The sequence below is a fragment of the Methylobacterium sp. ARG-1 genome (assembly GCF_001262595.1).
In the GTDB taxonomy this organism is placed as follows: domain Bacteria; phylum Pseudomonadota; class Alphaproteobacteria; order Rhizobiales; family Beijerinckiaceae; genus Methylobacterium; species Methylobacterium brachiatum.
On the sequence record NZ_LHCD01000011.1, the window covers coordinates 18,677 to 45,520 of the forward strand.

The following is a 26,844-nucleotide window of genomic DNA, read 5'->3' on the forward strand; positions in this document are numbered from 1 at the left end:
GAACTTGGTAATCTCATTCGATCTTGTGGCCTAAAACTTCTTGTTGTACCTTGGTACAAGGGATCGATTGGTGCACACGCGGCTTGGGGCCAGCACGTTCGCGTCGTGTACCCGTACGTCCCGGCGCGTGATCGGAAACACGCACGAAACTGTCATTGCGTTGGCGAATACAAATCCTCGCAATACATCGGGGGTATCATGATAAGCGAAAACGGGAAACCCTTAGATCTTGTCGGCGCGACGGCTGAGGTCGTGGCTGCCTATGTGCGCAACAATTCCATTCCGGTGAGCGAGCTCCGCCCGCTGTTCGGCAACGTCTACGCGGCCCTGAAGCGCGTCGCCGAGAGCCATGCGGTCACGGTGTCGGAGCCGGCCGTGCCGGTTGAGGCGTCGGTGACGCCGGATCACATCGTCTGTCTGGAGGACGGCCGGAAGTTCAAGTCGCTCAAGCGCCATCTCCGGGCGATGTACAACATGAGCCCCGAGCAATACCGCGCGAAGTGGAATTTACCCGCCGATTATCCGATGGTCGCGCCGAATTACGCCAAGACCCGCTCCGAGCTCGCCAAGGCGATCGGGCTGGGCCGGACCGACGCGCTGCGCGACGCCGCCTGAGCCGGACCGGCCCGGCCCCTCGGCACAACCGGGGGATACGGGCGAGGGATACGGAACCGATGTCGGACGTTGGGGTGCAACCGCTCGTTTGTGCGATGCGGTCGAGACCCCGTCCGGCGCCGAGGTGCTGTGCATGAACGCGTTTCCCGACCCGCGGGATGGTGATCCTGCGAAGGATCTCGAGCGGATGAACACCCTTCTCTCCGAATGGGCCGCGCGGTCCGCCACCGACAGCGCCGCCCTGATCGATCGCTTCGAAGAGTTGGGCTACCCGGTTCGCGGCAAGTCCGAGGACGAGATCGCCGAGATCCTGCGCCAGCCACCGAGTCGACCGCGCCGGACCTGATTCTTCCTTTAGGCAAAAAGTCCTTGACTTCGTGGGGGTGTCCTGCAAGGGTCGCGGCCGGTCGAGCCTGCGTACCATGGTAGGAACAAATCATGAACAAAAACTCGAGGGCCGGACGGGCCAGGGCGGGGGCGAGGCGGGGCGCGCCGGAGCCGGTCGCCCTGCCGGCGGAGGCGACGCGCCTGCTAGCGCGGCTCGGCGAGGCCGGGGCCTACGCGCGGCCCGATCCGCTGACCGAGGACGGGCTGCTGGTCCGGGGCGGCGGCGACGGCGTCTCGGTGGGCAGCGGGCGTTTCGCACAGGCCGCCGGACGGGCGCTGGTTGAGGCCGACCTCGCCGCCTGGGATCCCGCGGGCACCCGGCTGACGATCGGGCCGGCCGGGCAGGCGCGGCTGCGGCGCAAGCAGGCCCCGGACGGGATGGCCTATCGCGCCCAGCACCAGGATCTGACCGTGATCGACGGCGGCGGCGCGGAGCCGACCATCCGGAACGCGTCCGAAAATCCCCTGGCCTGGATGGTCCGGCGCCGGAACCCGGACGGCACACCGCTGATCGATCCGGCCGCGTTCGAGGCCGGCGAGCGGCTGCGCCGGGACATGACGAAGGCGGCGATGCTGCCCCGGATGGGGTCCGAGCTCGGCGCGCCCCGGGTCGATGGCGGCGGCGCCCGCGATCCGGCCGCCGCGGCCGACCAGGTGATCGCGGCCCGCCAGCGGGTGCGCGGCGCCCTCGACGCGGTCGGCAGCGACCTGTCGGGCCTGCTGATCGACCTGTGCGGCTTCCTCAAGGGCCTGGAGCGGATCGAGGCCGAGCGCCGCTGGCCGGCCCGCTCGGCCAAGGTCGTCGCCCGCATCGCCCTGGGGCGCCTGGCCGAGCATTACGGCCTGGCCCGCGAGGCGACCGGGCCGGATCACGGGCGGTTGCGGCTGTGGCGGGCGTAAGCCGGGAGGGCCGCCAGGGCGCCACCGCGCCCTCACCCCGGTAGATCACGGGTGAGGCCGAGGGCGGGACAGACCCGGCCGGAACGGCGCTCCCGTTGGGGCGCGCCGTCGCCCGCCTCAGGCGGCCTGGATGTCCCGCAGGAAGCTGTCGACCTCCTGCCGGACCTTCTGGGACTGGGTCGCCAGCTGGGAGGCCGCGTGCAGCACCTGGGTCGCGGCGCTGCCGGTCTCGCTGGACGAGGCTAAGACCTGGACCACGTTGGCCGACACGTCCCGGGTGCCCCGGGCGGCCTCGCCGGCATTGCGCGAGATCTCGCTGGTCGCGGCGGTCTGCTGCACCACCGTCGAGGCGATCGCCCCGCTGATCTCGTTCACCGCCGCGATGGTGCGGGCGATCTGCTCGATCGCGTCCGCGGCCTGGCCGGTGGCGGACTGGATCGCGGCGATCTGGCCGCCGATCTCCTCCGTGGCGCGCGCCGTCTGGCCGGCGAGCTCCTTCACCTCGGCGGCCACCACGGCAAAACCGCGTCCCGCGTCGCCGGCGCGCGCCGCCTCGATGGTCGCGTTGAGCGCCAGCAGGTTGGTCTGCCCGGCGATCCCGGAGATCGTCGTCACCGCCGCGCCGATCTGCTCGGCGGCTACCCGCAGGCTGGCCATGGCGGCGTTGGTGGCCTGCGCCTCATGGGCGGCGGCACCCGCGACCTCGTTGGAGCGGAGCACCTGCCGCTCGATCTCCTGCAGCGACGAGACCATCTCCTCGGCCGCCGCCGCCACGGTCTGGACGTTGGTCGAGGCCTGCTCGGCGGCGGCGCTGGAGGCCACCGCCTGATTGTTGGTGTCGTCGGCGACCTGGGTCATCGAGCGCGCCGTGGCGTCGAGTTCCGTGGCGGCCCCGGTGACCACCTCGAGCGAGGCCGCGACGTTCTGCTGGAAGGCCCTCACCAATTGGTCGACCCGCTCGACCCGGCTGAGCCGGGCGGCCTGCTCGGCGGCCTGGGCGGCCTCCAGCTCAGTCCGGGCGATCGCGTTCTGGCGGAACACGTCCACCGCCTTGGCCATCTCACGCATCTCGTCACGCACCTCCGGCTGCGGCACCGCGACATCGGTGTCGCCCTCGGCCAAGCGCTTCATCGCGTTGGTCATTCCGACGATCGGCCGGATGATGCTGCGGGCGATCAGGAAGGCCAGCGCGCCGCCGAGCACCACCGCCAGGCTGATCAGGCCGACCTGGATGCGCCGGGCGTTCTCCACCGACGCGGTGGTCGCCTCGGTAAGCTCGTTCACCGCGACGAAGATCTTGTCGCGCGCGGTCTCGCCGACCCGTTCGATCGACGCCGCGAACGGCTTGATGCCCGTCTCGAACGCGTCGTTGGCGACGCTCGTCGCGCCGTCCCAGGCCGCCACGGTCGCCGCATAGGCGTCCAACCCTTCGGCGACCGCCTTGATCTCCGGCGCGACGATCGCGCCGCCCTCCACCGCGCCGAAGGCCTTCAGGGCGCCGCGCGCCTGCTCGACCGCCGCCAGGAACTCCGCCCGATCCTCCGCCGAAAGCCGCATGGTCAAGCGCGCGGCCCCGAGCCGGGCCCGCAGGATGGTGATCTCGATCTTCTGAACGCGATCGGCCATCGCGGTGCCCATGCGCTCGCGAACCGCCACGACCAGCGCATTCAAGGTGTGCGCGAGCGCATCACCGGCCTTGAACATGTTCGTCCGGGTTTCGCTCACGCGCTGGCCGGCCGTCGCGAGCCGCTCCAGCCCCGCCTTCAGGGCGCGGGCATCGTCGCGCATCTGCCCGTAGAGCGGACGGCGCTCGGTATGCAGGGCACGCGTGAAATGCATCTCGCTCGTCTCCTCGATGGCGCGCCGCGACTGCTCTATCGCGGTGATCTGCTCGGCGCTCGGGGCGAGGCGGTAATGCTCTGCGGCGCCGGTCAGGCGCGCCGCGAGGCTGTTGATCGTGAGGATCGACCGTACGCCGACTTCGAACCGAGCGCGCATCTCGTATTGGTCGGTGATGAAGCTCTGTTGATAGAGCGAATACGCACCAATGCCGCCGGCAATCAGCACGAGCATGGCGAAGCCGGCATAGAGCCGGTGGCGAATTCCCAACTTCACGGGTGGAGGACTTTCCAAAGGACATGCCCGCATCGGGCACGACACCGATAAAAGTCGGTTCGATGACACTATTGTGTCAGCATTCGCACCTCAACCTCAGGTAATCTTTACATCATTACTGTTCTAGTCTCGGCAACGACCCTACATCCGTGCGTAGGACGCAAGAGTAAAGATTCACGACCGTCGGATGGGTTCAATCCGCTCGCCCAATTCAAACCTCAGCTGACACCATTGCATTCAGGATTATATCCAATAGATCTTTATTATAATCCTATTTTTTAATACATGCGATCAAGACTACGCGGACAATACCGAACTAACACCGCGCCTCGGCGGTGCCACGGACCAAAAACCAAGAGTCTATCATATCCTGGACCCCAATGATCTGCGCGGAAAGCCGCTCGTCGGAGACCCGAAGCGCCGTCCGGCCGCGGGCATTCGGACCGATGCTCAGAGGCCCGGATTTCGGCCCGGGGAGCCCGGTTGGGAGATTCCAGCCGAAGCTCGCACGACCGATTCGGCGCGCATCTATTGGGAGGGCGACGGGCCGAGGGCAGACGGGGTGAAGAGGATGTGCGCGCGACGAAGCGCGTCAGGCCGCGCGATTCGCCAGAGCCTCGCGCATCAGGCTCGCGACCATCCCGTCCTGGAACTGCTCGCGCTGGATGAACAGCGCGTCCGGAACCAGCACCGAGGCGTCCTGCTCCGGCGGGTCGACCGGATCGCTGGAGAGGACGATGCGCAGGCCCGGGCGCAGGGCCCGCGCCTCGACCGCGAGCTGCGCGCAGCACAGGCCGCCCTGCAGGGCCGCGTCCACCACCATCACGTCCACGGGCAGCCCGAGGGCCAGGACCGTCATGGCGTCGACGCCCCGGTCGCAGGCGGTCACCTGGTAGCCCAGCATCCGGATCTCGGCGGAAATCTCGTCGCGCCAGCGCTTGTGGCGGCCGACGACCAGCACCTGGATCCGGTAACAAACGCCCTGGGGCAGCCTGCCGGAGGCCGTCTCGACGTCGGTTGTGGGCATCGTCCGCACTCGACCTCGCTCTGGCTTTGCAATGCATCATGCTAAGCCGGGAACCAAGACACGCGCAAGCCTCTGGCCGCGAAGGCGCCGCAATCCGCGCCGCTGTTGCCCAAAGCGCATGCAGCCCGCAGCGTGGTCATAGCGTAGGCTTGCGGTTGACGGCGCCGGGGTCGCGCGGGCAACACCGGGCCGCCGCGGGAGGCCCCGCGCGCTGCCGGAGCTTGAGCCGATGTCGTCCGCGAAATCCCCTCCCGTCTCTCCGCTGGCGCCCGCTACGGTGCCGGAGCTGCCGCCGCTGCCGGGCGTGCGAATCGCCACCGCCCAGGCCGGCATCCGCTACAGCGGCCGCACCGACGTACTCTATGTCGACCTCGCCCCCGGCACCCGGGCGGCTGGGGTGTTCACCCGCTCGAAATGTCCCTCGGCGCCGGTGGATTGGTGCCGCGAGGCCCTGACGCACGGCGCGGCCCGGGCCGTGGTGGTCAATTCGGGCAACGCCAACGCCTTCACGGGCCGGCTCGGCCGGGAGGCCGTCGCCAAGACCGTGCAGATCGCCGCGCAGGCGGCCGGCTGCAGCGACCGGGAGGTCTACGTCGCCTCCACGGGCGTGATCGGCGAGCCGCTGCCGGCCGAGCGATTCGAGGGCGTGCTGGCCGATTGCGCCGCCCGGGCCACGGACGGGCCGGCCGCCTGGGCCGAGGCCGCCCGGGCGATCATGACCACCGACACCTTCCCCAAGCTCGCGACCCGCACCGCCGAGATCGACGGCGTGCGCGTGACCATCAACGGCATCGCCAAGGGTGCCGGCATGATCGCCCCCGACATGGCGACGATGCTGGCCTTCGTGTTCACCGACGCCGCCCTGCCCCAGGCGGCGCTCCAGGCACTGCTCACGGCCGGCACCCAGACCAGCTTCAACTGCGTGACGGTGGACGGCGACACCTCGACCTCCGACACCCTGCTGCTGTTTTCCACCGCCAAGGCCGGCAATGCCGAGATCGCCGACGCGGCCGACCCGCGTCTCGCCGGCTTCAAGGCGGCGCTCGACAGCCTGCTGATCGAGCTCGCGCAGCTTGTCGCCAAGGATGGCGAGGGCGCGCGCAAGTTCGTCACCGTGCGGGTCACCGGGGCCGAGAGCGACGCCTCCGCCCACCGGATCGCCATGTCGATCGCCAACTCGCCGCTGGTGAAGACCGCGGTGGCCGGCGAGGACGCCAATTGGGGCCGGGTGGTGATGGCGGTCGGCAAGGCCGGCGAGCCCGCCGACCGGGATCGCCTGGCGATCTGGTTCGGCGACGTGCGCGTGGCCGTCCAGGGCGCTCGCGACCCGGATTACAGCGAGGCGGCCGCCAGCGCGGTGATGCGCGAGCCCGAGATTGGGATCCGGGTCGATCTCGGGTTGGGCGAGGGTCAGGCCCGCGTCTGGACCTGCGACCTGACCAAGGCCTACATCGAGATCAACGGGGATTACCGCTCGTGAGGGCGCGCCTCGCCGGCCTGCTCCTGCTGGCCCTGCTGCCCGCCGGGGCGCAGGCCGACGATTCGGCGTGCAAGCGGCGCATCAGCGTCGTCGGGCGGGCCGCGGAGACGCGGGCGCCGGACTTCGCCGAGGTCACGGTCGGGATCGAGGCCCGGGGCGCGACCCCGGCCGCCGCCCTCGATGCCGCCTCGAAGGCCGTGGCCGGGATCTCGGCGCAGGCGCGGGCGCTCGGCGTGCCGCCGGCCGATATCGGCACCGCCGCGGTGACGCTCCAGGCGGGCTCCCGCAGCGTGACCCGGCCCGGCGGCGCGGTCACCGAGGAGCCCGACGGCTACCGGGCCGGCAACCGCGTGACCGTCCGGCTCGCCGACATGGACCGCCTGGGCGACCTGCTGCGCCAGGCGCTCGATTCGGGCGCGAACCGGATCGACGGGGTCAGCTTCGGGCTGCGCGATCCCGACACCGCCGAATCGGCGCTCCAGGTCGCGGCCGCCCGGGATGCCCGGAGCCGGGCCGAGGCCCTGGCGGAGGCGGTGGGCGCCAAGCTCGGGCCGCTCTGCACCCTGGGCAACCCGGGCGCCGCGGTCCCGCCGCCGCCGGTCTACAGCCGCACCCTCGCGGCCCCGATGGCGGCCAAGGGCCGGCGCGTCCCGATCGAGGCCGGCACGATCCAGCTCTCCTCCGAGGTCTCGGCCAGCTTCGCGGTGGCGCCGTGAGCCAGCCGCTGCGCCTGTTGCTGGTGGTTGCGGTGGCGCTAGTCGACGTCGACGGCCGCGTTCTGGTGAGCGAGCGCCCGGCGGGCAAGCAGCTTGCCGGCCTGTGGGAATTTCCCGGCGGCAAGGTCGAGGCCGGCGAGCGCCCGGAGGAGACCCTGATCCGGGAGCTGTCCGAGGAGCTCGGCATCCGGGTCGAGGAGCCGTGCCTGGCGCCGCTGACCTTCGCGAGCCACGCCTATCCGGATTTCCACCTGCTGATGCCGCTCTACGTTTGCCGGCGCTGGTCGGGCACGCCGCGCCCGATGGAAGGCCAGGCGCTCAAATGGGTCCGCCCCAAGGCCCTGCGCGACCTCGCCATGCCCCCGGCCGACGCGCCGCTGATCCCGTTCCTGGTCGAGCTGCTGGGGAGCTGATCGGAGCCCGGAGCGGAGGTCTGTTGCCGGGATTGCGCGTGCAGCGACGCACCGTCATCCCGGGGCCGCACAGCGGAGGCCGGAATGACGGCGCGGGTGATCAAGTTTGAGGTCTCACTCCTCGAGAGATGAATCCTCCCACCTGTTCACTCCGTAGCCCGCAGAGAGGGCGAGAGGCGCGTGTGCCGCCGCTCCAGGCACATCGGGCCGCACAAGAACTCAGAGCGCGAGAATCCCCTCCACCGCCTCCTGCACGGCGAGCGCTTCGGCGAGGGTGGCGAGGTGGTGGGGCTCGCCGCGCGTCATGCGGACGACGCCCGCGAGCTGGCGGCGCAGCGCGATCGGGCGCACCTCTGCGTTGGGGAGCGCATCGGGGGCCGGGGTGAAGGTCCCGTCCGGGCCGCGGCGCTCGGCGATGGCCCAGTCGCGCAGGCGGATGGCGCCGGCATCGCCCTCCAGCGTCCAAGTGTTGTGGTCGTCCTCCGGGACGCCGCCGACCCGGCCGGTCAGGGTCACCGGGATGGCACCGGCCCTCAGGGTCACGTCGATCGCCCGCTCGGAGCGGCCGGGCTCCGGAAAGGCGACCGTGCCGGCGAGCCCGTCCAGCGGCCCGCACAGGCGGCGGGCGAGGAACAGGAAGTGCGAGACGACCTCGCGGGTGAATCCGCCCTCGGCCCGGGCGTCGAGCCAGCGCGCCGCGTCGGCCTGCCAGGGGCGCGGCCAGCGGGCGAAGGCCACCGCGATGCTGAGCCGGCGGGGCGTCCCGACCGCGCCCTCGGCGATCCAGCGCTCCAGCGCGGCGACGCCGGGCGAGGAGGCGAACGGGAAGTTCACCGCCCCGGCCGCCCCGGCCTCGGCCACGAAGGCGCGGGCGTCGGCAAGGTCGATCGCCAGGGGCTTCTCGCAGAAGACGGTCCGGCCGGCAGCCAGCGCCGCGCGGGCGTAGCCGAGATGCGAGGCCGGCGGCGAGGCGACGTAGACGCAGGCGCTCGCCGCCACGACGGCGTCGGAATCGGCAACCTGCGGCACCACCGGGTAGGCGGCGCCGACCCGGGCCAGGGCCTCCGGGGATGGGTCCCACAGGGCGGCGACCCGGACCGGCGAATCCGACGCGCCGTGGATCGCGCCGATCAGGCGCTCGCCCATGATGCCGGCGCCGATGATCCCGAGGGCGAGCAGCTGGTCGGTTGTGGTCATCCCGGTTCCCTGTGTGGCGACGCCTGGTCAGGCCCGGCCCCGACGGGCGTCGAGGCTGAACGGGCCGGCCCCGAAGGCCGCGACCTGAAGCAAGCCGCCCGCCACGGCGAGGTTCTTGAGGAAGTGGAACATCTGGTTCGGGTCCGCCAGGGCCGTGTGGAAAGTCAGGGCGGTGGCCACCGCGAATCCCGCAAGCGCCAGGGCGACGAGCCGGGTCCGGTAGCCGGCAATCAGCAGCAGGCCGCCCAGGACCTCCACCAGGGCGGCGGCCGCGAACGAGACCTCCGGCAGCGGCAGGCCGGCGGCCCGGATGGTGGCGAGCGTGGCGGCCGGGGCGGCGAGCTTGCCGACCCCGCTCACCAGGAACAGCGCGCTCATCAGGACCCGGCCGGTCACCGGCAGCAGGGCGGTGGCGGAGGCGAACGGGGCGGCCATGGCAATACTCCGGTTCAACGTGGGATGTCTTGTGGGGATCAGGCCGCGCCCGGCCGGGCGAGGCCGCGGACCCAGTCGGCCGCGAGGCTGACATCGGCCTGCGACAGGCCGTGGCCGACCGGCAGGATCTGGTGCGCGACCGCCGCGCCGGCGGCTGTGAGCTGCCGGGCCAGCCGGCCGGCATTCTCGGCCGGGACGATCGGGTCCATCGCCCCGGAGAGCATCAGCACCGGCTTGCCCGCGAGGTCGGCGGCGGGCGGCTCGGCCAGCGGCACCATCGGCCGGATCAGCACCGCGCCCGCCAGCACCTCCGGGTGCAGCATCAGCAGCGCGGCGGCGATGTTGGCGCCGTTCGAGAAGCCGAGGGCCAGCGGGGCGGCCAGGCCGTAGCGCGCCCGCGCCGCGGCCACGAAGGCCGCGAGATCCTCGGTGCGGCGGCGCAGGTCGGCCTCGTCGAACACACCCTCGGCCAGCCGCCGGAAGAAGCGCGGCATACCGTTCTCCGACACCGCTCCGCGGGGCGACAGCAGGGCGGCGCCCGGGGCCACGATCCGGCCGAGCGGCAGGAGATCGTGCTCGTTGCCGCCGGTCCCGTGCAGGAGCAGCAACGGCCGCGCTTCGGTGGCGCCGGGCTCGAAGTGGTGGATCAGGCCGAGGGCATTGGGCGTGCGGACGTCTTGGGTCATGGCGACCTCGCTGATGAGTATATTTGCACCTCCGCCCCGTTCCTCCGGGGCGGAGATCTGGTTCAGGCGACCTTCGGCAGCACCGCCTCGATCTGGGCCCGGTGCGGCTCCAGCCCGGCGGGCAGCTTCAGGGCGGTGCCGAGGGCATCCATCGGCTCGTCCACGGCGAAGCCGGGGGCGTCGGTGGCGATCTCGAACAGCACGCCGCCGGGCTCGCGGAAATAGACCGACCGGAAATACTGGCGGTCCCGCTGCTCGGTGACCTGGAGCCCGAGCCCGGCGAGCTTCTCCGCCATCGCGGCCTGCGCGGCATCGTCCGCCGCCCGGAACGCGATGTGGTGGACCGAGCCCGCCCCCTGACGGCCGGGCAGGAAGCCGCCGACCGCCCGGAGGGTCACGAAGCTTCCGAGCGCCGCGCTGCCGGCGAACCGGATCAGGTTGCCCTCGCGGGCCTCCTCGCGCAGGCCCAGCACCTCCGTGAGGATCGCGGCCGTGGCCTCTTCCCTCTCGAGGAGGAGCGTGACCCCGTGCAGCCCGCGGATCGCGTGCTCGGCCGGAACCTCGGCCGAGGCCCAGGCGGCCTCCGCCTCGGCGCCGTCGACGCCGACGAGCGCCAGCATCATCCCGTCCGGGTCGCGGAACCGCAGGGTCGGCGCACCGAACACCTGGACCAGCGGCTCGTGGGCGACGCCCTTCTCGATCAGCCGGTGGGTCCACCAGCCGATCGAGCCACGGGGCACCCGGAACGCGGTCTCCTGGGTCTCGCCGATCCCGACCCGGCCGGGGGCCGCATGCGCGATCGGGAAGAAGGTCATGATCGTGCCGGGCTGCCCGGCCGCGTCGCCGTAATACAGGTGGTAGGTGCCCGGATCGTCGAAGTTGACGGTCTTCTTCACCAGCCGCTGGCCGAGCACGCGGGTGTGGAAGTCGAGGTTGCGGAGGGCCGGGCCGGAAAAGGCCGTGACGTGGTGGAGGCCGGACTGCACCATGACGCTATCTCCCGAGAAGCCGCCGTGCATTGCGCGGGGCGTTTGCGATGACGGCAATCTGGCCCTTGCGATGGCGCTGTAAAATAGAAACGATGGAAACCCATCGTTTCCGGAATGCGACTCATGCGGCTCCCCGATTTCGAGGCCTGGGCGGTCTTCGCCAAGGTGGTGGAGGTCGGCTCCTTCGGCCGGGCCGCGGAGGATCTGGGCCTGTCGAAGGGCACCGTCTCGAAGGCGGTCGGCCGGCTGGAGGCGCGGATCGGCGCGCGCCTGTTCAACCGCACCTCGCGCAAGCTCGCCCTGACGGAGGCCGGCCACGCCGCCAAGGCCAGCGCCGCCCGGATCCTGGCGGAGGGCGAGGCCGCGGAGGCGCTGGCCATCGCGGGCGCCGCCGAGCCGCGCGGCCTCGTGCGCCTGGCCGCGCCGATGACCTTCGGGGTGATGCATGTCGCGCCGCTCCTGCCGGATTTCCTGCGGCAGCACCCGTCCGTCTCCGTGGACCTGCACCTGTCGGATGCGGTGGTCGACCTCGTGGGCGGCGGCTTCGATATCGGGCTGCGGATCGCGGCCCTGCCGGATTCTTCCTTGCGCGCCCGGCGGCTCTGCGCGATCCGGCGCTCGCTGGTGGCGACGCCCGCCTATCTCGACCGGCACGGACGGCCCGACCATCCGGACGACCTCGCCCGCCACGCCTGCCTGGGCTACGCTTACCTGCCGACGCCCGACCGCTGGCGGTTCATCGACGCGGCCGGCGCGGAAGCCGTGATCGTACCGGGCGGGCAGTTGCGCGCAAACAACGCCGAGGCGCTGGCGCCGGCGCTCCGGGCCGGTCTCGGCCTCGCCCTGCAGCCCGATTTCATGATCTGGGACGACCTGGAAACCGGGCGCCTGGAGCGGGTCCTGCCCGGCTGGTCGCCGCCGCCGATCGCGCTCCACCTCGTGACGCCCCCCGGCGACCCGCGGCCGGCCCGGATCACGGCGCTGATCGGCTATCTCGGGCAGAAGCTCGCCCAGGCGCCCTGGGCCGGGCCGGCACCGCACTAGCCGAGCCAGGCGCCGGCCGGACCACCGCGCGAATGTCGGAAGCGTACAAATCTCACTCTGTGGATGATTTTATACAAATATTCTTGACTTGCATGATCGTATCTGGCGTAGTCGATAAAGCTTAGATACCCTTGTGTCCTTGAGGGTTTCGACGTCTGTCAGTGGCCCATCTATGCCCGGTCCCCGCGCCCCTCAGGTTGTGTGTGGGCGCTCTATCCGGGCTGGTGCGCGTCCGACCGACGACGGAACCGTCTCGAAGGCCGGCCTGCCGTTGCGCGTGTTCGCGTCCGCCCGATGAGGCCGGCCGTGCGGGCCCTGCGGAGCGCGGTTCGGCCTGTTCCTCGAGCCCGCCCGCGATTCAGGCATTGGCCTTGCGATTGCACGCGTGGCTTCCGGTGCTAGGCGATCCGATCCTGTCCTTGAGGCCCTGATGTCCCCTGCGGCACACCTTCGACCCGCGCCCGACCGGCTCGTCCACAAGACCGTGGCTGCCGCCGTCGCCGAGTCGCTGCGGCAGCGGATCCTGACCGGCGAGTTCCCGGCCGGCACCCAGCTGCGCCAGGACGCCCTGGCGGAGGAGTTCGGGATCAGCCGGATCCCGATCCGGGAGGCCCTGCTGCAGCTCGAGGCCACCGGCCTGATCAAGATCATGCCGCATCGCGGCGCCGTGGTCTCGGGCCTGTCCGTGGAGGAGGTGGAAGACATCTTCACCCTCCGGGTCCAGCTCGAGCCGGAGCTGCTGGCCCTCTCGGCGCGGCGCTTGTCGCAGGCGGATTTCGAGGCGCTGCACGGCCTTACCGAGGATTACAGCGCCGCCCTGGCGGCCGGCGAGATCCTGCGCTGGGGCGAGCTGAACCGACGTTTCCACCTCGATCTGCTGCAGCACGCCGAGCGCCCGCGCTCGCTGAGCATCGTCGCCGGCCTGCTGCAGGATTGCGACCGCCCGACCCGGCTCCAGCTCTCGGCCTCCGGGGACGTCGCCCGCGCCGACCGGGAGCACCGGGAGATCCTGGCCCTGTGCGAGGCCGGAAAGATCGACGCGGCCGCCGACCTCCTGCGCCGCCATATCGAGAACGCGGCGCAATCGCTGATCGCGATCTACCGGCGCGCGCTCAGCGCGTGAGGCGGCGGGTGCGACCCACCCCTCGGATATCCCGGCCCCTCACTCCCCCTTGTCGGTCCGCCGCACGAGGCGGCCGGGCAGGCCGGTCAGGTGGTCCTTCATCGCCAGCACCTTCTGGACCTTGGAGCCGAGGGTGAGGAGCTGGACCAGGCGCTCGGTGTCGAGCCGGCGCACGTCGGCGTACCAGCCGGCGAACAGCTCGAACAGGTCGTGCATCTCCCGGAGCCGGGCCTGGGCGTGGCGCTCCGCCTCGGTTCCGGGCTCGACCATCAGCAGCTCGCGCAGCAGGGTCAGGGTCGGGTCGATCTCGCGCTTCTTGCGCTCCTCGACCAGGGTGCGGACGATCTGCCAGATGTCCTCCGGGGTGGCGAAATAGTCCCGCCGATCCCCGGGCATGTGCTGGAGCCGCACGAGGTTCCAGGCCTGCAGCTCCTTGAGCCCCATGCTGACATTGGAGCGCGAGACGCCCAGCCGCTCGACGATCTCGTCGGCGTTGAGTGGCCGCTCGGCCACGAACAGCAGGGCGTAGATCTGCCCTACCGTCCGGTTGATGCCCCAGCGCGAGCCCATCTCGCCGAAATGCAGCACGAAGGTCTGGACCAGGGGAGGCAGTTGCACGGCGGTGATCCGTCGAACGGTGGAGCCCCCGGGATAGCGGAGGGCGGTGCCGGCTTATCAGCTCTTGAGCCAGAACCGGAGGAGCGTCGCCACGGCGCCGAGGCCGAGGATGCTCCCGGCCCAGATCGCGGCGAACCAGGCGAGGCGCTTCCAGAGCGGGAGCGGGGTTGCAGGCGCCATCAGTGATACCCGTGCGCGTCGACCTTGCCGCGGAACACCCAGTAGGAATACGCGGTGTAGATCAGGATGATCGGGACCAGGATTGCGGCGCCGACCAGCATGAAGATCTGGCTCGCCTCGGGGGCGGCCGCCTGCCAGATCGTGATCCGGCCCGGCACGACGTCGGGGAAGATGCTGATCCCGAGCCCCAGGAACGACAGGGCGAACAGGCCGAGCGCGATCAGGAACGGCGCCCGCTCGCCCCCGTCCCGCAGGGTCCGCCAAAGGGCGTAGGCGGCCAGCGCCACCAGCAGCGGCACCTGCGCCGAGACCAGAACGTTCGGCATCGCCAGCCAGCGCTCGAAGTAGCGCCCCTGCAGGAACGGCGTCGCGGCGCTGACCAGCGCGATCGCCGCAACCGTGGCGAGCGTCAGGCGCTGCGCCAGCCGGCGGGCCTGGAGCTGGAGCAGCCCTTCCGTGCGCATCACCAGCCAGGTCGCCCCGAGCAGCGCGTAGGCGACCACGAGGCTCGCGCCGACCAGCAGGCTGAACGGGGTCAGCCAGTCCCACCAGCCGCCGGCATAGGCCCGGCCCTCGACCGCGATGCCCTGCAAGAGCGCGCCGAGCGCGATCCCCTGGGCGAGCGCCGCCACCACCGAGCCGCCCGTGAAGGCGACGTCCCACGCCGCCCGGTGGCGGGGATCGCGCCAGCGGAACTCGAAGGCAACGCCCCGGAAGATCAGCCCGAGCAGCATCGCGATGATCGGCGCGTAGAGCGCCGGCAGGATCACCGCGTAGGCCAGCGGGAAGGCCGCGAACAGGCCGCCGCCGCCCAGAACCAGCCAGGTCTCGTTGCCGTCCCAGACCGGGGCGACCGAGTTCATCGCGGTGTCGCGCTCCGGTCCCGGCCGCAGGGCCGGGAACAGGATGCCGATGCCGAGATCGAAACCGTCCATGACGATGTAGGCGAAGACCGCGAAGGCGATCACGAACGCCCAGATCACGGTGAGATCGACGCTGTAGACCATGGCTGCCTCACTCGGCCGGCTGGAGGGCGCGGTCGGGATCGACCGACGGGGCGGGGGTGATGCCGGCGGTGCGGATCGGCGCGCCGGGCTCGATCCCGGACTCGCCGGCATGGGGCGGCTGGGCCATCAGGCGCAGGATGTAGAACACCCCCATGGCAAACACCGAGAAGTAGATCACCACAAAAGCGGTGAGCGAGGCGGCCACCGCCGGGCCGTGCAGCGGCGAGGCGGAGTGCGCGGTCCGCAGCAGGCCGTAGACCGTGTAGGGCTGGCGCCCGACCTCGGTGGTGATCCAGCCGGCGAGCACCGCCACGAAGCCGGCCGGGCCCATGGCGACGGCGAAGCGGTGCAGCGGGCTCCACCGGTAGAGCGCCCCGCGCCAGCGGGCCAGCAGGCTCAGGGTCCCGAGCAGCAGCATCAGCAGGCCGAGCCCGACCATGACGCGGAACGACCAGAACACGATCGGCACCGGCGGCCAGTCCGTGCGCGGCAGGCTGTCGAGGCCGGCGAGCGGCGCGTCGAAGCTGTGCTTGAGCACGAGCGAGGACAGTTTCGGGATCTCCACCGCGTAGCGGATCGTGCCGGCCTCTTGGTCGGGCAGGCCGAACAGGACCAGGGGCGCCCCGTCCGGGTGGCTCTGGAAGTGGCCCTCCATGGCCATGACCTTGGCGGGCTGGTGCTCGAGGGTGTTGAGCCCGTGGGCGTCGCCCGCGAGGATCTGGACCGGCGCCACCACGGCGGCCATCCACATCGCCATCGAAAACATCGTCTGCGCCGCCGGGTTGGTGCGGTCGCGCAGCAGGTGCCAGGCGCCGACCGCGCCGACCACGAGCGCCGTGGTCAGGTAGGCCGCCAGCACCATGTGGACGAGGCGGTACGGGAAGGACGGGTTGAACACGATCGCCCACCAGTCCAGCGGCACGAACTGGCCCGCAGCGTTGGTGCCGTAGCCCGTCGGCGTCTGCATCCAGGAATTCACCGACAGGATCCAGAACGCCGAGAAAAAGGTCCCGAACGCCACCATCAGGGTCGCGGCGAAGTGCAGGCGCGGCCCGACCTTGCTCATCCCGAACAGCATCACCCCGAGGAAGCCCGCCTCCAGGAAGAAGGCCGACAGCACCTCGTAGGCCATCATCGGGCCGAGCACCGGGCCGGTCTTGTCGGAGAAGACCGACCAGTTGGTGCCGAACTGGTAGGACATCACCAGGCCGGAGACGACGCCCATGGCGAAGGCGATGGCGAAGATCTTCAGCCAGTACTTGAACAGGTCCATGAAGACCTGCCGGCCGGTGGCGAGCCACAGGCCCTCCAGCACGGCGAGGAAGCTCGCCAGCCCGATCGAGAAGGCCGGGAACACGATGTGGAACGCCACCGTGAAGCCGAACTGGATGCGGGCAAGGATCAGGGGGTCGAGGGTGTCGAGCACGACGAATCTCCGGCTCGGGATCAGTGCCTCCACGTATACCGATTTCAGAAATTTCTGAAAAGCCGAAAATATCCGAACCTGTGCCGGGGCTGTCCTGGGCCTGGACGCGCGCGGCCGGACACGGCAGGCTCGGGCCGATTCCCCGAACGGCCGGGACCTTGCAGGCATGGCGCCCGCCCGCTTGCCGCCTCGCCTCGGGCCGCGCCGTTCCCCGGACACCACGAGACCCGTCGCCCATGGTCGAACCCGTTGCCGCTGCCGCCCTCAACACGCCCGTCGACCTCGCCGCCCTCCTCTCGGAGCGCATCCGCGGGATCGGCACGAGCCAGATCGGACTGGTGGCGGATCGCGGCCGGGACGACCCGGACGTTGTGAAGCTCTGGATCGGCGAGGGCGACCTGCCGACGCCGCCCTTCATCGTCGAGGCGGCGCACCGGGCGATGCAGGCCGGGCATACCCGCTACACCACCTCGCTCGGCCTGCCGGCCCTCCGGGCGGCGCTCGGCGCCTATCACGCCCGGCACTGGGGCGTGGACGTCCCGGCGGAACGGTTCGCCGTCACGGCCGGTGGCATGAACGCGATCATGCAGGCCGCGCAGGCGCTGCTGGAGCCGGGCGACGAGATCCTCATCCCCGCCCCGGCCTGGCCGAACCTCGCCGAGGCGGTCCGCATCACCGGCGGCGTGCCCGTAACGGTGCCCTACCGGATCCAGCCCGACGGGCGCTTCACGCTGCCGCTGGCCGATATCGAAGCGGCCCTGACGCCGCGCACCCGGGTGATCATGGTCAACTCGCCGTCGAACCCGACCGGCTGGACCATGCCGCTCGCCGAGATGACGGCGTTGCGCGACCTCGCCCGCGCGCGCGGGCTGTGGATCCTCTCCGACGAGGTCTACGCGCACTTCACCTACGGCAACCAGATCGCGCCGTCCTTCCTGCAGATCTGCACGGAGGACGACCGCCTGATCGTCACCAACACCTTCTCGAAGAACTGGGCGATGACCGGCTGGCGCGCCGGCTGGGTGATCTTCCCCCGGGGCCTGGCGCCGACCTTCGCCAAGCTCGGCCAGTACAGCACCACCTCGATCCCGACCTTCATCCAGCACGCCTGCATCGCGGCCCTCGAGGAGGGCGACGGCTTCATCCGCACCATGGTCGACCGCTGCGCCGAGGCCCGGGCAATTCTGGTGGAGGGGCTGGCGCGCCTGCCCGGCGTGACGGTGGCGCCGCCGGACGGCGCCTTCTACCTCATGCCCCGGATCGCCGGCGACGAGCCGAGCCTCGAACTCGCCTACCGCCTGCTGCGCGACGCCAAGGTCGGCGTCGCCCCGGGCACGGCCTTCGGCCCCGCGGGCGAAGGCCTGATCCGCATCTGCTTCGCCATCAGCCCGGAGCTGGCGCGGGAGGCGGTGCGGCGGTTGTCGGGGGTGTTGGGGCGGGGTTCGTCCGGGCGGGCGAACTGATCCGCAGGGCCTGCGGTCTCAGGTCCGGCGCGAGAGCGGGGATCCTGCATCGCCGAATGAAACGCAGGTTCCCTCTCCCGTGCGGGAGAGGGAGTCCGTCGCGCCTCACGGACGCCGATGTGAGCCTCACAGCGAGGGCGGGCCGCGCGTCTGTCAGAGCGCCGCCCGCCCCGATAACCCTCACCGCCCCCAGCGCAGCACCAGCGCATCGTTCCGCCGCGCCAGCTCGATCAGCGCCGCGCGCGTATCGGGATGGAGGGGCTGGAGCGGCAGGCGGGCGGTCTCGTGGGCGATGATCCCGCCCTCGGCCATCAGCGCCTTGCAGGCGAGCAGGCCGCATTGCCGGTTCTCGTGGTTGATCAGCGGCAGCCAGCGCGCGTAGGCGTCGAGCGCGTCGTTCCGGCGTCCGGCCGCGTAGGCGTCGGTGATCTGGCGGATCCCGTCCGGATAGGCGCCGCCGGTCATCGCCCCGGTTGCGCCGGCATCGAGATCGGCCATCAGGGTGATCGCCTCCTCACCGTCCCAGGGGCCGATCACCGCGTCGCCGCCGAGCGCGATCAGCTCGCGCAGCTTGCCCGCCGCCCCTTGGGTCTCGATCTTGAAGTAGGAGACGTGTTCGATCTCCCGGGCCATGCGGGCCAGGAACGCGGCCGAGAGCGGTGTGCCCGCCACCGGCGCGTCCTGGATCATGATCGGGATCGAGATCGCGTCCGAGACGCCGCGGAAGAAATCGTAGATGCCGAGTTCCGGCACCCGGATGGTGGCGCCGTGATAGGGCGGCATCACCATCACCATGGCGGCGCCGGCTGCTTCCGCCCGGCGCGAGCGCTCGGCGCAGACCTGTGTGGCGAAGTGCGTGGTCGTCACGATCACCGGCACCCGGCCGGCGACGTGGTCGAGCACCGCGTGCATCACGGTCTCGCGCTCGGCGTCCGTGAGGACGAACTGCTCGGAAAAGTTCGCCAGGATGCAGATTCCGTGGCTGCCGGCCTCGATCATGAAGTCGATCGCCCGGCGCTGCCCGTCGAGATCGAGGGCGCCCGAGGCGTCGAACACCGTGGGGGCGACCGGGAAGACGCCCTGGTAGGGCTGGGCGGGCGAGCTCATGCGCGATCCTCCGCCGGGGCGGGCCGCGCGCCCCGGCTCACAGAAAGAGACCGGTCCGGGCCGCTCCGGGGCGACGCGGCCACCCCGGATCGGCGACACGCCGGCACTGTGCCGAAGGATCATCCGAGATCAACGCCCGCCCCGGCACGGGCTCGACAAAAGCCGCGATGTGTTTGCGCGGCGCCGGCCCGGGTGCCGCAAGCCTAGCGCCGACAGGATCAGCAGGATGAGCTTGCTCACCACGGGGCCGACATTCACGAACCCGTGCGCGACATCGACCCGGATCGTCGCCGTGTCGCCGCCCTCCAGGGTGATGACTTCCCGGGTCCTGTGGATCTCCAGGCACCCCGACAGGATGTGGAAGATTTCGCGGGTTCCGGCCTTGTGCGCGGCGAAGCGGCTCGAGGTGGCGCCGGCTCGCCGCGGCCTCGGAAAATCTTCTCCCCGATCCACAGCTTGAGGGCCCGGCAGACGCTCGGTCCCCGCTCTGCCATCCCGGGGCCGCGCGGCGGGGCCTGAGGCCGGAAAGGCCCGCCCGATCATAGCCTTGCGGCGCCGGCGGCCCGTGCTCGGGCGCGTCCGGGCCGGAAACCGCGCGGCCCAGAGCGGAGAACGGATCGGCCCGAAATCCGGCGCCTCCGGAAAGACCCTGCTCCCGGGCAAACCCCCGCCCCGCCGCGGCGTAGGCGCCGCCGGGGCCGCTTGGTATAGGAGTTCAGGCCTGACGCCGGCGGTGACGGGCCGGCCCCGAAGCACCCGATCATCCAGCTCTGGAGTTCCCCGTGATGCGTCTTGTCTCCGCCGCCCGCGTGGCCATTTTCGCCGCCGCGGCGCTTCTCATGGGCGCGTCCGCGCGGGCCGACGACCTCGACGCGATCCGGGCCGCCAAGACCCTGCGGATCGGCACCGAGGGGACCTACGCGCCGTTCAGCTTCCACGACGCCTCCGGGGCGCTGGCCGGGTTCGACGTGGAGATCGGCCGCAAGGTCGCCGAGAAGCTGGGCGTCACGCCCCAGTTCGTGGAGGGCAAGTGGGACGGTCTGATCGCCGGGCTCGATGCCAAGCGCTACGACGTGGTGATCAACCAGGTCAGCATCACCAAGGAGCGCCAGGCGAAGTTCGACTTCTCCGAGCCCTATATCCGCTCCCGGGCCGTGCTGATCACCCGGGCCGACAACGGCACGATCAAGTCCTTCGCCGACCTGAAGGGCAAGAAGTCCGCCCAGAGCCTGAGCAGCAACTTCGCCCGGCTGGCCACCGAGGCCGGGGCCGAGCCGGTCGGCACCGACGGGTTCGACCAGTCAATCCAGCTGGTCGTCACCGGCCGCGCCGACGCCACCGTCAACGACAACCTGTCCTTCCTCGACTTCCACAAGAAGCAGCCGAACGCCCCCGTGAAGATCGTCGCCCAGAAGGACGACGCCGACGCCTCTGGCATCCTCCTGCGCAAGAACAACCCCGCCCTGAAGGCGGCGATCGACAAGGCGCTCGCCGAGATCAAGGCCGACGGCAGCTACGCGGCGATCGCGCAGACGTATTTTGGGGCGGACGTTTCGCGGTAGATAGCCGCCCTCCCCCTTCCGGTCCGCGCAGGCCGCAACACGCCCCCTCTCCCGTGCGGAAGAGGGTTGGGGTGAGGGGACAGGTCTATCCGGAGAGGTGGCATCCCTCACCCTGTCCCTCTCCCGCCCGGGAGAGGGGACCCGCGCCTCGTCCGGAAAGGTGTGAGCCCGTCAGCCCCCGCTGGGCGGGTTCGGTCACCGAACCGCATTCCCCTCAAGGCGCGGGTGATCCGAAACCAACCCGAAAAATCCCCCGCGCGATCCGCGGCGCAAAGCCGTATAGACCGTCGCCCGATCCCGCAGGAAACACCGACCCGTGCCGCACTGGCCCGACCTCATGCTCCAGTCGCTCGGGCCGCTGCTCGCAGCCTGTCTCCGGTTCACCGTGCCGCTGACGCTGATCGCCTTCGCGCTCGGGCTGAGCCTCGCGCTGGTGATCGCCCTCGCGCGCCTGTTCGGGCCGCGGCCGCTGGCGGCGCTCGCCTGGACCTATGTCTGGATCTTCCGGGGCACGCCGCTCCTCGTGCAGCTGTTCGTGATCTTCTACGGCTTGCCGAGCGTCGGCATCCTGATCGACGCTTTTCCGGCCGCGGTGATCGGCTTCACCCTCAATATCGGCGCCTACGCGTCCGAGATCGTGCGCGCCGCCATCGCGTCGATCCCGAAGGGGCAGTGGGAGGCCGCCTACGCCACCGGCATGACCCCGGCCCAGGCCATGCGGCGCACGATCCTGCCCCAGGCGGCCCGGGTGGCGGTGCCGTCCCTGTCCAACACCTTCATCGCCCTGGTGAAGGACACCTCGCTCGCCGCCGCGATCACCGTGCCGGAGATGTTCCAGGCGGCCCAGCGCATCGTCGCGGTCACCTACGAGCCGCTGATCCTCTACGTCGAGGCGGCGCTCATCTACCTCGTGCTGTGCTCCGCCCTGTCCTGGCTCCAGAGCGGGCTGGAGCGGCGGCTCGGGCGCTACGGCGGCTACCTGGAGGCCCGGGCATGATCGCCCTCCAGGCCATCCAGAAGCGCTTCGGCGACAACCCGATCCTGCGCGGCGTCGACCTGACGGTGCCGGAGGGCAAGGTCACGGCGCTGATCGGCCCGTCGGGCTCGGGCAAGTCGACGCTGCTGCGCTGCGTGAACCTGCTGGAGATCCCGCAGGCCGGCACGCTGGTGCTGGGCGACCAGCGGCTCGACTTCCGGCCCGGTGCGCCGCCCGCCCGGCGGGACGTGCTCGCGGTGCGCCGCCAGACCGGCATGGTGTTCCAGAACTTCCAGCTGTTTCCCCACCGCACGGTGATCGAGAACATCACCGAGGGGCTGATCACCGTGGGCAAATGGCCCAAGGCGGCGGCCCGGGTCCGGGCGCTGGAGCTGCTCGACCGGGTCGGCCTCGCCCAGAAGGCCGAGGCTTGGCCGGCGAGCCTCTCCGGCGGCCAGCAGCAGCGCGTGGCGATCGCCCGGGCGCTGGCCCCCTCCCCGCGCCTGCTGCTGTGCGACGAGCCGACCTCGGCGCTCGATCCAGAGCTCGCCGCAGAGGTGGTGGACGTGCTGGCCGGCCTCGCCCGCGAGGGCATGACCATGCTGATGGCGACCCACGACCTGCGCCTCGCCCGCCGGGTCGCCGACGCGGTGGTGTTCCTCGACGGCGGCACCGTCGTGGAGCAGGGACCACCGGCCGACTTGTTCGCCCGGCCCGCCGATCCCCGCACCCGCCGTTTCGTCCAGACGCTGCTTGGCGAGGTCGGCGCCTGAGGCTCAGCCGGACAGGCAGCGCAGGCTCAACAGGTCGTCGAGGGTGAGCGCAGTGCCGAAGATCAGGGGCCGCCAGGCCGGCATCGTTGCCAGAACCAAGGCCGCCCCGAGGACGAGCCAGGGGACGAACGCCGGCAGGGCGGCGCGCTGAAGCCTCACGCCGCCCGCTCCCGGCGGCCGGCCCGGACCAGCAGCCAGCCCACGATCAGCATGGCGAGGCCCCAGAGCAGGAAGCCGGAATCCCAGAACACCCACTGGTCCCGGGGCATCGTCTCGTTGACGTGGTGCACCCCGAGGATCTGGTGGTCGATCACACCCTCGACGCTGTTGAACAGGCCCCAGCCCATGAGCAGCGAGCCGGCCAGCAGCTTGTTCGACCAGGACAGGTGCCCGCGATGGGCGGCGCGCCACAGGATGAACAGCCCGAGCACCACGAACACGTAGGTGGCGCTGTGGAAGATCCCGTCCCAGCGGGTGTTCAGCTCGAGATTGGGAATGGAATCGATCGGGTACCAGCTGCTGAGCATGTGATGCCATTGCAGGATCTGGTGCAGCACGATCCCGTCGAAGAACCCGCCGAGCCCCAGCCCGAACAAGATTCCGGCGCTCAGCGGGAACGCGCGGGTCTCGGATACAGCCGCTCTCATGGCGATCTCCCGGCACGGGGATTGGACAACGGCCCCGGATTCATAACCCGATCCTCTACCCGTCCTTGCGAGCGCAGCGGCCTCATGCGCGCGCCGCGTCGTCGACCGCGGAGACCAGCCGCAGATAAACCCCAAGCCCGGCCAGAAACACCGCCAGCCCGAGCCAGGTCGCCGTCGACGCGAAGCCCGGCCCGGCGATGGCGAGTGCTCCGCTGTGCCCGGCCATCAGGTCGGCGGCCGCCAGCAGCACGCCGACGCAGCTCTCGCCGACCAGGAAGCCCGAGGCCAGGAGCACGCCGCGGCGGCGGGCGGCGCCCAGCACCGCCTCCCGCCGGGAGCCGCGGACCCGGCCGCGCAACCGGCGCTCGGCGATCCAGCCGAGAATGCCGCCGATCGCGATGGTCATCTCGACGGAAAGCGGCAGGTACATGCCGATCCCGACCGTGAGCGCCGGGAAGGTGAGGTTGCGCCGCCGCAGCCAGGCCTCCACCGCCACCAGCACCACGCCGAGCCCGGCACCGATCAGCACCATCGTCCACGGCAGCGCGCCCTCGGTGATGCCCTTGGCGATCTGGGTCATCAGGGCGGCCTGAGGCGCCGCCATGGCGCTTGCCGGATCGAGCCCCTCGCGCGAGGGCGCACCGATGAAGCCGTAGGCCTGGTAGAGCAGCTCGAGCAGCGGCGCGATCACCAGCGAGCCGACCGAGACCCCGATGATCAGCGCGACCTGCTGGTGCCAGGGGGTGGCGCCGACCACCTGCCCGGTCTTGAGATCCTGCAGATTGTCGTTGGCGATCGACGCGGTGGTGACGATGACCGCCGTGAGCAGCAGCGCCATGGCGGTGGCGAACCGGTCGCCGTCCGGCCCGCCGACCTGGCCGAGGAACAGCGGCAGGAGCAGCGCGGTCGCCATGGTGGTGAGGATCCCGATCCCCGAGATCGGGCTCGACGAGGAGCCGAGCAGCCCCGCCAGGTAGCCGCAGGCGGCGGCCATCAGGAAGCCGAACAGGACCGTGAACAGGGTCGCGGCGAGCGCCAGGGTGATCATGGTCCCGCCGAGCCCGGCCGGCCCGGCGAAGGCGCCGAACAGGAGCGCCAGTGGCACGCACAGGGCGAGCGCCCCGGCCCCGACCCAGGCGATCGGCAGGTCGCGCTCCTCGCGCGGGTGATCGGAACCCAGGCTGCTGCCGGTGGTCGACAGGGCGGTGCGGATGCTGGCCGCGATCGGCCGGGCGAGCGAGGCCACGGTCCAGAGGCCGCCCACCGCGATGATGCCGGCCCCCATCAGCCGCACCTGCTCGGACCAGACCGCCTCGGCGGCCTGCCCGGCGGTCTTGCCGGCGTCGGGCGCGAGCGCGGTCAGGATCGGCACCGCGATTCCCCAGGCGATCACGACGCCGGTGAGCAAGGCGAGACAGGCCCCGATGCCGACCAGGTAGCCGACGCCGACCAGCGCCAGGGAGAACCCGGTGCCGGTGCGGAAGGCGGCGCCGCCGAGACTGATCGCGCCGGAGAGCCCGTCGCCCAGCAGCTTGAGCCCGGTCGTGGCGAGCCCGATCGTGCCGGCGACTCCCGCCGCCGCCAGCAGGTCGCGCAGGCCGTGGCCGCCGGCATCCTCCTGGCCGGTCTTCAGAACCTCGGCGGCCGCCACACCCTCTGGGTATGGCAGGTCGCTGCCGGAGACGAGCGCCCGGCGCAGGGGGATCGAGAAGGCCACGCCGAGCAGGCCGCCCAGCGCGCAGACCGCCGTGGTCTGCCAGAACGGGAAGCCGCTCCAATGCCCGATCAACACGAGGCCGGGCAGCGCCAGCACGACGTTGCACAGGGTGCCGGCGGCCGAGGCCTGGGTCTGGACGATGTTGTTCTCGAGGATGCCGGCCCCGCCCATCAGCCGGAACGCACCCATCGAGATCATTGCGGCCGGGATCGACGACGAGAACGTCATCCCGGTCTTCAACCCCATATAGAGGTTGGCGGCCATGAAGATGACCGTGATTGCCGCCCCGAGCACGATCCCGCGCAGGGTCAGTTCCGCGTGGTGGCCCAGGGCCGCCGGCGTCGTCGTGTTGCGGACGTCCATCGTGCACTCGTGATGTCGTCTCGCAAACCACCCGGATCCGGAAACCTATCCCGCCTGCGGCGTTGCGACGGGTTTACGGTGCGGGGGGCCGGGACTCGGAGCCGGCCTGGACAACGATCGAGCGGTGCGCTCACGAATGCGCGTCATCTGCGGGCCGCCGAGATCGGCAGCCCCATTACCTCCTTCGCAGGGCCCGTTTTTGTAGTCGGCCCGGCTCGCTCGGCGAATGCCGCTGCCGGGTCAGGCTCTTCCCGATGCGCTCAGGATCGGGGACGCCTCAGCGCGACACGGCCGGGCTGGTCCGGCTCGCCGGCTCGGCTCGCCGGGCCCGGACCACGAGCAGGCCGGCGATGGCCGTCAGGACCAGGGCGCCCTGGATTCCCAGCGCCTCCCAGCTGCCGTTGAAGCCGATATCCGCCACGAAGCCCGGCACGCCGTCATCGTGCACGGCGACCAGCCCCTGCTCCTGCAATTCCTGGATCGCGGCCCCAACGAGCTTCAACCCCATCACGAACAGGAACGCCGAGGTCAGCACGAAGATCGGCCGCAGCGGCAGGCGCAGCGCCAGCCATTGCATGGCGGCGTACAGGGCGATCAGCGCGAGCGCCGCCGCGCCGAGCCCGCCGAACAGCGGCCCGTCCCAGCCGCCGGCGGTCCGGGCGAGCGCGTGCAGGAACAGCACCGTCTCAGCCCCCTCGCGGAACACGGCCAGGAAGGCGATGCCGGCCAGGGACAGCACGGTCCCGGCCCCGAGCGCCTGCTCGGCCAGGCGGTTGAGGTCCGCCTGCCAGGCCTTCGGATCCTGCCGCAGGAACAGCCAGCCGCTCATATAGAACATCAGGGCGGCGGCCAGCAGCATGACGCCGGCCTCGATCAGGTCGTTGTGGTTGCCGTCGTAATAGGTCTCGAACACCCAGGCCATGCCGAGACTGGCCAGCACCGCGGCCCCGGCACCGAGATAGATCGGGGCGATCCGGTGACCGGCATCGGCCCGCCGCATGAAGGCGGCCAGCGCGGCGACCACCAGCAAAGCTTCGAGCCCCTCCCTGAACAGGATCGTGAAAGCCTGAACGAACGTCGATCCATTGTCCATGAGAGACCTCTTTTGTGCTTACGGATCATACGAAACGGGCGCCGAACTTCTAGCGCAATATTTTTTGATGCTTCTAAGAAGCGACGCGAATCCGCGGCACCGTGCTTGGCACCGCCCCTGCGGCCGCGCACCCGTTCCGCGCAGCACCCACCGCGTCCGCGCCCGGCGGGACGCGCGGAGAACGAAGCCCCGCACCCGCTCGCTCGGCCCCGGCGCGGCATCGCCGGCCTTCGTTTGTGACCGTCGCCGAGCGCGTGTTACGCCTTGCGGAACGACAGGTTCCAGCCGTGATCGGCTGCGCGCGACGCGACGGATACGCCTCCATGCACGACCCGACCGGTTCATCATCGGGCTCCGCGCCGGTTCTGGCCGAAAGGCCTGCGGCGTGATCTCGATCTCGGGCCTGCCGGCCTTCCTGCTCTACGTGGTGACGGCCGGGGGCCTGATCGGTCTCTATCTGCTCGTCTATACCCTCGCCACCGCCCACAACGAACTCGCGCTAATCCGCCGGGACGTGGCGGCCGCGGCGGTGGCCCTGGGCTTCAGCCTGGTCGGCTTCGCGCTGCCGCTCTCGGTGGCGATCTACAACGCCCAGTCGATCCTCGATTGCATCGTCTGGGGCCTCGTCGCCCTCGTGGCGCAGATCCTGATCTACTGGCTCGTGCGCCTCGCGGTGCCCGATCTCTCCCGGCGCATCGAGGACGGCCGGATGGCCGCCGCCGTGCTCCTGGGCGCGGCCTCCTTCGCGGGCGGCCTCGTCAACGCCGCCGCGATGACCGCCTGAC

General features: G+C 71.0%; 29 protein-coding genes. 13 read left to right on the forward strand and 16 right to left on the reverse strand.

Annotated features, from left to right (window positions below; all coding sequences use genetic code 11):
- The first annotated feature begins 198 nt into the window (after positions 1 to 198).
- The 3 genes from AKJ13_RS12585 to AKJ13_RS12595 all read left to right on the forward strand — a co-directional run bounded on the left by AKJ13_RS12585 (position 199) and on the right by AKJ13_RS12595 (position 1,902).
- Positions 199 to 615: a MucR family transcriptional regulator gene (locus AKJ13_RS12585; protein WP_007569108.1), complete on the forward strand. Its 417-nt coding sequence runs from the start codon at positions 199 to 201 to the stop codon at positions 613 to 615.
- Between the two features lie 133 nt (positions 616 to 748).
- Positions 749 to 961 (forward strand): hypothetical protein, encoded by a 213-nt coding sequence (locus AKJ13_RS12590; RefSeq protein ID WP_050733746.1) that lies wholly within the window; start codon positions 749 to 751, stop codon positions 959 to 961.
- Between the two features lie 92 nt (positions 962 to 1,053).
- Positions 1,054 to 1,902 carry a DUF6456 domain-containing protein gene (locus AKJ13_RS12595; RefSeq protein ID WP_200905622.1) on the forward strand — a complete coding sequence of 283 codons (849 nt, stop codon included), beginning with the start codon at positions 1,054 to 1,056 and terminating at the stop codon, positions 1,900 to 1,902.
- A gap of 117 nt (positions 1,903 to 2,019) precedes the next feature.
- On the opposite strand, the gene AKJ13_RS12600 is transcribed toward AKJ13_RS12595, so the two are convergent.
- Both AKJ13_RS12600 and AKJ13_RS12605 read right to left on the reverse strand, forming a co-directional pair.
- Positions 2,020 to 4,050: a methyl-accepting chemotaxis protein gene (locus AKJ13_RS12600; protein WP_082316938.1), complete on the reverse strand. Its 2,031-nt coding sequence runs from the start codon at positions 4,048 to 4,050 to the stop codon at positions 2,020 to 2,022.
- A gap of 559 nt (positions 4,051 to 4,609) precedes the next feature.
- Positions 4,610 to 5,044 (reverse strand): hypothetical protein, encoded by a 435-nt coding sequence (locus AKJ13_RS12605; RefSeq protein WP_050733652.1) that lies wholly within the window; start codon positions 5,042 to 5,044, stop codon positions 4,610 to 4,612.
- Positions 5,045 to 5,273: 229 nt separating this feature from the next.
- Here AKJ13_RS12605 and argJ point away from each other — a divergent pair, with 229 nt between their 5' ends.
- Genes argJ through AKJ13_RS12620 form a run of 3 tightly spaced genes read left to right on the forward strand, consistent with a single transcriptional unit; the run spans position 5,274 to position 7,653 of the window.
- Positions 5,274 to 6,524 carry a bifunctional glutamate N-acetyltransferase/amino-acid acetyltransferase ArgJ gene (gene argJ / locus AKJ13_RS12610; RefSeq protein ID WP_050733653.1) on the forward strand — a complete coding sequence of 417 codons (1,251 nt, stop codon included), beginning with the start codon at positions 5,274 to 5,276 and terminating at the stop codon, positions 6,522 to 6,524.
- Positions 6,521 to 7,240: an SIMPL domain-containing protein gene (locus AKJ13_RS12615; RefSeq protein WP_050733654.1), complete on the forward strand. Its 720-nt coding sequence runs from the start codon at positions 6,521 to 6,523 to the stop codon at positions 7,238 to 7,240. The genes argJ and AKJ13_RS12615 overlap by 4 nt, the downstream gene beginning before the upstream one ends.
- Complete coding sequence (locus AKJ13_RS12620; RefSeq protein WP_007569123.1) at positions 7,237 to 7,653, forward strand: (deoxy)nucleoside triphosphate pyrophosphohydrolase; 417 nt, start codon at positions 7,237 to 7,239, stop codon at positions 7,651 to 7,653. Before AKJ13_RS12615 ends, AKJ13_RS12620 begins: the two co-directional genes overlap by 4 nt.
- A gap of 219 nt (positions 7,654 to 7,872) precedes the next feature.
- On the opposite strand, the gene AKJ13_RS12625 is transcribed toward AKJ13_RS12620, so the two are convergent.
- The 4 genes from AKJ13_RS12625 to AKJ13_RS12640 form a co-directional block, all read right to left on the reverse strand.
- Positions 7,873 to 8,850 (reverse strand): Gfo/Idh/MocA family oxidoreductase, encoded by a 978-nt coding sequence (locus AKJ13_RS12625; protein ID WP_050733655.1) that lies wholly within the window; start codon positions 8,848 to 8,850, stop codon positions 7,873 to 7,875.
- A 27-nt stretch (positions 8,851 to 8,877) separates the two neighbouring features.
- Positions 8,878 to 9,285 (reverse strand): DoxX family protein, encoded by a 408-nt coding sequence (locus AKJ13_RS12630; RefSeq protein WP_050733656.1) that lies wholly within the window; start codon positions 9,283 to 9,285, stop codon positions 8,878 to 8,880.
- Positions 9,286 to 9,323: 38 nt separating this feature from the next.
- Positions 9,324 to 9,971, reverse strand: a complete 648-nt coding sequence (locus AKJ13_RS12635) for an alpha/beta hydrolase (RefSeq protein ID WP_050733657.1) — start codon at positions 9,969 to 9,971, stop codon at positions 9,324 to 9,326.
- Positions 9,972 to 10,033: 62 nt separating this feature from the next.
- Positions 10,034 to 10,960 (reverse strand): ring-cleaving dioxygenase, encoded by a 927-nt coding sequence (locus tag AKJ13_RS12640; protein WP_050733658.1) that lies wholly within the window; start codon positions 10,958 to 10,960, stop codon positions 10,034 to 10,036.
- Positions 10,961 to 11,083: 123 nt separating this feature from the next.
- On the opposite strand from AKJ13_RS12640, the gene AKJ13_RS12645 reads away from it, so the two are divergent.
- Together AKJ13_RS12645 and AKJ13_RS12650 are read left to right on the forward strand one after the other, a co-directional pair.
- The gene (locus AKJ13_RS12645; protein WP_050733659.1) at positions 11,084 to 12,004 is read left to right on the forward strand and encodes a LysR family transcriptional regulator; all 921 of its coding nucleotides are present in this window, start codon (positions 11,084 to 11,086) and stop codon (positions 12,002 to 12,004) included.
- Positions 12,005 to 12,434: 430 nt separating this feature from the next.
- Positions 12,435 to 13,127: a GntR family transcriptional regulator gene (locus tag AKJ13_RS12650; RefSeq protein WP_050733660.1), complete on the forward strand. Its 693-nt coding sequence runs from the start codon at positions 12,435 to 12,437 to the stop codon at positions 13,125 to 13,127.
- 39 nt (positions 13,128 to 13,166) lie between these two features.
- Here AKJ13_RS12650 and AKJ13_RS12655 read toward each other — a convergent pair whose 3' ends face one another.
- The 4 genes from AKJ13_RS12655 to AKJ13_RS12670 are packed head-to-tail and all read right to left on the reverse strand — an operon-like array spanning position 13,167 to position 16,358.
- Positions 13,167 to 13,745, reverse strand: coding sequence for a GbsR/MarR family transcriptional regulator (locus tag AKJ13_RS12655; RefSeq protein ID WP_050733661.1), 579 nt, complete (start codon positions 13,743 to 13,745; stop codon positions 13,167 to 13,169).
- A 57-nt stretch (positions 13,746 to 13,802) separates the two neighbouring features.
- Positions 13,803 to 13,925 carry a DUF2474 family protein gene (locus AKJ13_RS12660; protein ID WP_007569138.1) on the reverse strand — a complete coding sequence of 41 codons (123 nt, stop codon included), beginning with the start codon at positions 13,923 to 13,925 and terminating at the stop codon, positions 13,803 to 13,805.
- Positions 13,925 to 14,932 carry a cytochrome d ubiquinol oxidase subunit II gene (gene cydB, locus AKJ13_RS12665; protein ID WP_050733662.1) on the reverse strand — a complete coding sequence of 336 codons (1,008 nt, stop codon included), beginning with the start codon at positions 14,930 to 14,932 and terminating at the stop codon, positions 13,925 to 13,927. Before cydB ends, AKJ13_RS12660 begins: the two co-directional genes overlap by 1 nt.
- Positions 14,933 to 14,939: 7 nt before the next feature.
- Positions 14,940 to 16,358 (reverse strand): cytochrome ubiquinol oxidase subunit I, encoded by a 1,419-nt coding sequence (locus AKJ13_RS12670; RefSeq protein ID WP_050733748.1) that lies wholly within the window; start codon positions 16,356 to 16,358, stop codon positions 14,940 to 14,942.
- Between the two features lie 236 nt (positions 16,359 to 16,594).
- Between AKJ13_RS12670 and AKJ13_RS12675 the strand changes: the two genes are divergently transcribed.
- Positions 16,595 to 17,821, forward strand: a complete 1,227-nt coding sequence (locus AKJ13_RS12675) for a pyridoxal phosphate-dependent aminotransferase (RefSeq protein ID WP_050733663.1) — start codon at positions 16,595 to 16,597, stop codon at positions 17,819 to 17,821.
- A gap of 180 nt (positions 17,822 to 18,001) precedes the next feature.
- Here AKJ13_RS12675 and AKJ13_RS12680 read toward each other — a convergent pair whose 3' ends face one another.
- Both AKJ13_RS12680 and AKJ13_RS32430 read right to left on the reverse strand, forming a co-directional pair.
- Positions 18,002 to 18,928 (reverse strand): dihydrodipicolinate synthase family protein, encoded by a 927-nt coding sequence (locus AKJ13_RS12680; protein WP_050733664.1) that lies wholly within the window; start codon positions 18,926 to 18,928, stop codon positions 18,002 to 18,004.
- Between the two features lie 129 nt (positions 18,929 to 19,057).
- A complete protein-coding gene (locus AKJ13_RS32430; protein ID WP_050733665.1) occupies positions 19,058 to 19,381 on the reverse strand; it encodes a cupin domain-containing protein in 324 nt (107 codons plus the stop codon).
- Positions 19,382 to 19,713: 332 nt separating this feature from the next.
- Here AKJ13_RS32430 and AKJ13_RS12690 point away from each other — a divergent pair, with 332 nt between their 5' ends.
- The 3 genes from AKJ13_RS12690 (at position 19,714) to AKJ13_RS12700 (ending at position 22,239) form a co-directional block, all read left to right on the forward strand.
- Positions 19,714 to 20,490: an amino acid ABC transporter substrate-binding protein gene (locus AKJ13_RS12690; RefSeq protein ID WP_050733666.1), complete on the forward strand. Its 777-nt coding sequence runs from the start codon at positions 19,714 to 19,716 to the stop codon at positions 20,488 to 20,490.
- Between the two features lie 316 nt (positions 20,491 to 20,806).
- Positions 20,807 to 21,487: an amino acid ABC transporter permease gene (locus AKJ13_RS12695; RefSeq protein ID WP_050733667.1), complete on the forward strand. Its 681-nt coding sequence runs from the start codon at positions 20,807 to 20,809 to the stop codon at positions 21,485 to 21,487.
- Entirely contained in the window at positions 21,484 to 22,239 is a 756-nt protein-coding gene (locus AKJ13_RS12700; RefSeq protein WP_050733668.1) for an amino acid ABC transporter ATP-binding protein, read from the forward strand. Before AKJ13_RS12695 ends, AKJ13_RS12700 begins: the two co-directional genes overlap by 4 nt.
- 3 nt (positions 22,240 to 22,242) lie before the next feature.
- Here the strand turns inward: AKJ13_RS12700 and AKJ13_RS32255 are convergent, their stop codons facing one another.
- From AKJ13_RS32255 to AKJ13_RS12715, 4 genes are all read right to left on the reverse strand, one after another.
- Entirely contained in the window at positions 22,243 to 22,398 is a 156-nt protein-coding gene (locus tag AKJ13_RS32255; RefSeq protein WP_200905623.1) for a hypothetical protein, read from the reverse strand.
- Positions 22,395 to 22,886 (reverse strand): DUF2243 domain-containing protein, encoded by a 492-nt coding sequence (locus AKJ13_RS12705; protein ID WP_050733669.1) that lies wholly within the window; start codon positions 22,884 to 22,886, stop codon positions 22,395 to 22,397. Before AKJ13_RS12705 ends, AKJ13_RS32255 begins: the two co-directional genes overlap by 4 nt.
- 82 nt (positions 22,887 to 22,968) lie before the next feature.
- Complete coding sequence (locus AKJ13_RS12710) at positions 22,969 to 24,966, reverse strand: oligopeptide transporter, OPT family (protein ID WP_050733670.1); 1,998 nt, start codon at positions 24,964 to 24,966, stop codon at positions 22,969 to 22,971.
- A 277-nt stretch (positions 24,967 to 25,243) separates the two neighbouring features.
- On the reverse strand, positions 25,244 to 26,059 hold the full coding sequence (locus AKJ13_RS12715; RefSeq protein ID WP_050733671.1) for an FTR1 family protein: 816 nt from the start codon (positions 26,057 to 26,059) through the stop codon (positions 25,244 to 25,246).
- Between the two features lie 385 nt (positions 26,060 to 26,444).
- Between AKJ13_RS12715 and AKJ13_RS12720 the strand changes: the two genes are divergently transcribed.
- Positions 26,445 to 26,843, forward strand: a complete 399-nt coding sequence (locus AKJ13_RS12720) for a DUF350 domain-containing protein (protein WP_050733672.1) — start codon at positions 26,445 to 26,447, stop codon at positions 26,841 to 26,843.
- Position 26,844: the final 1 nt, after the last annotated feature.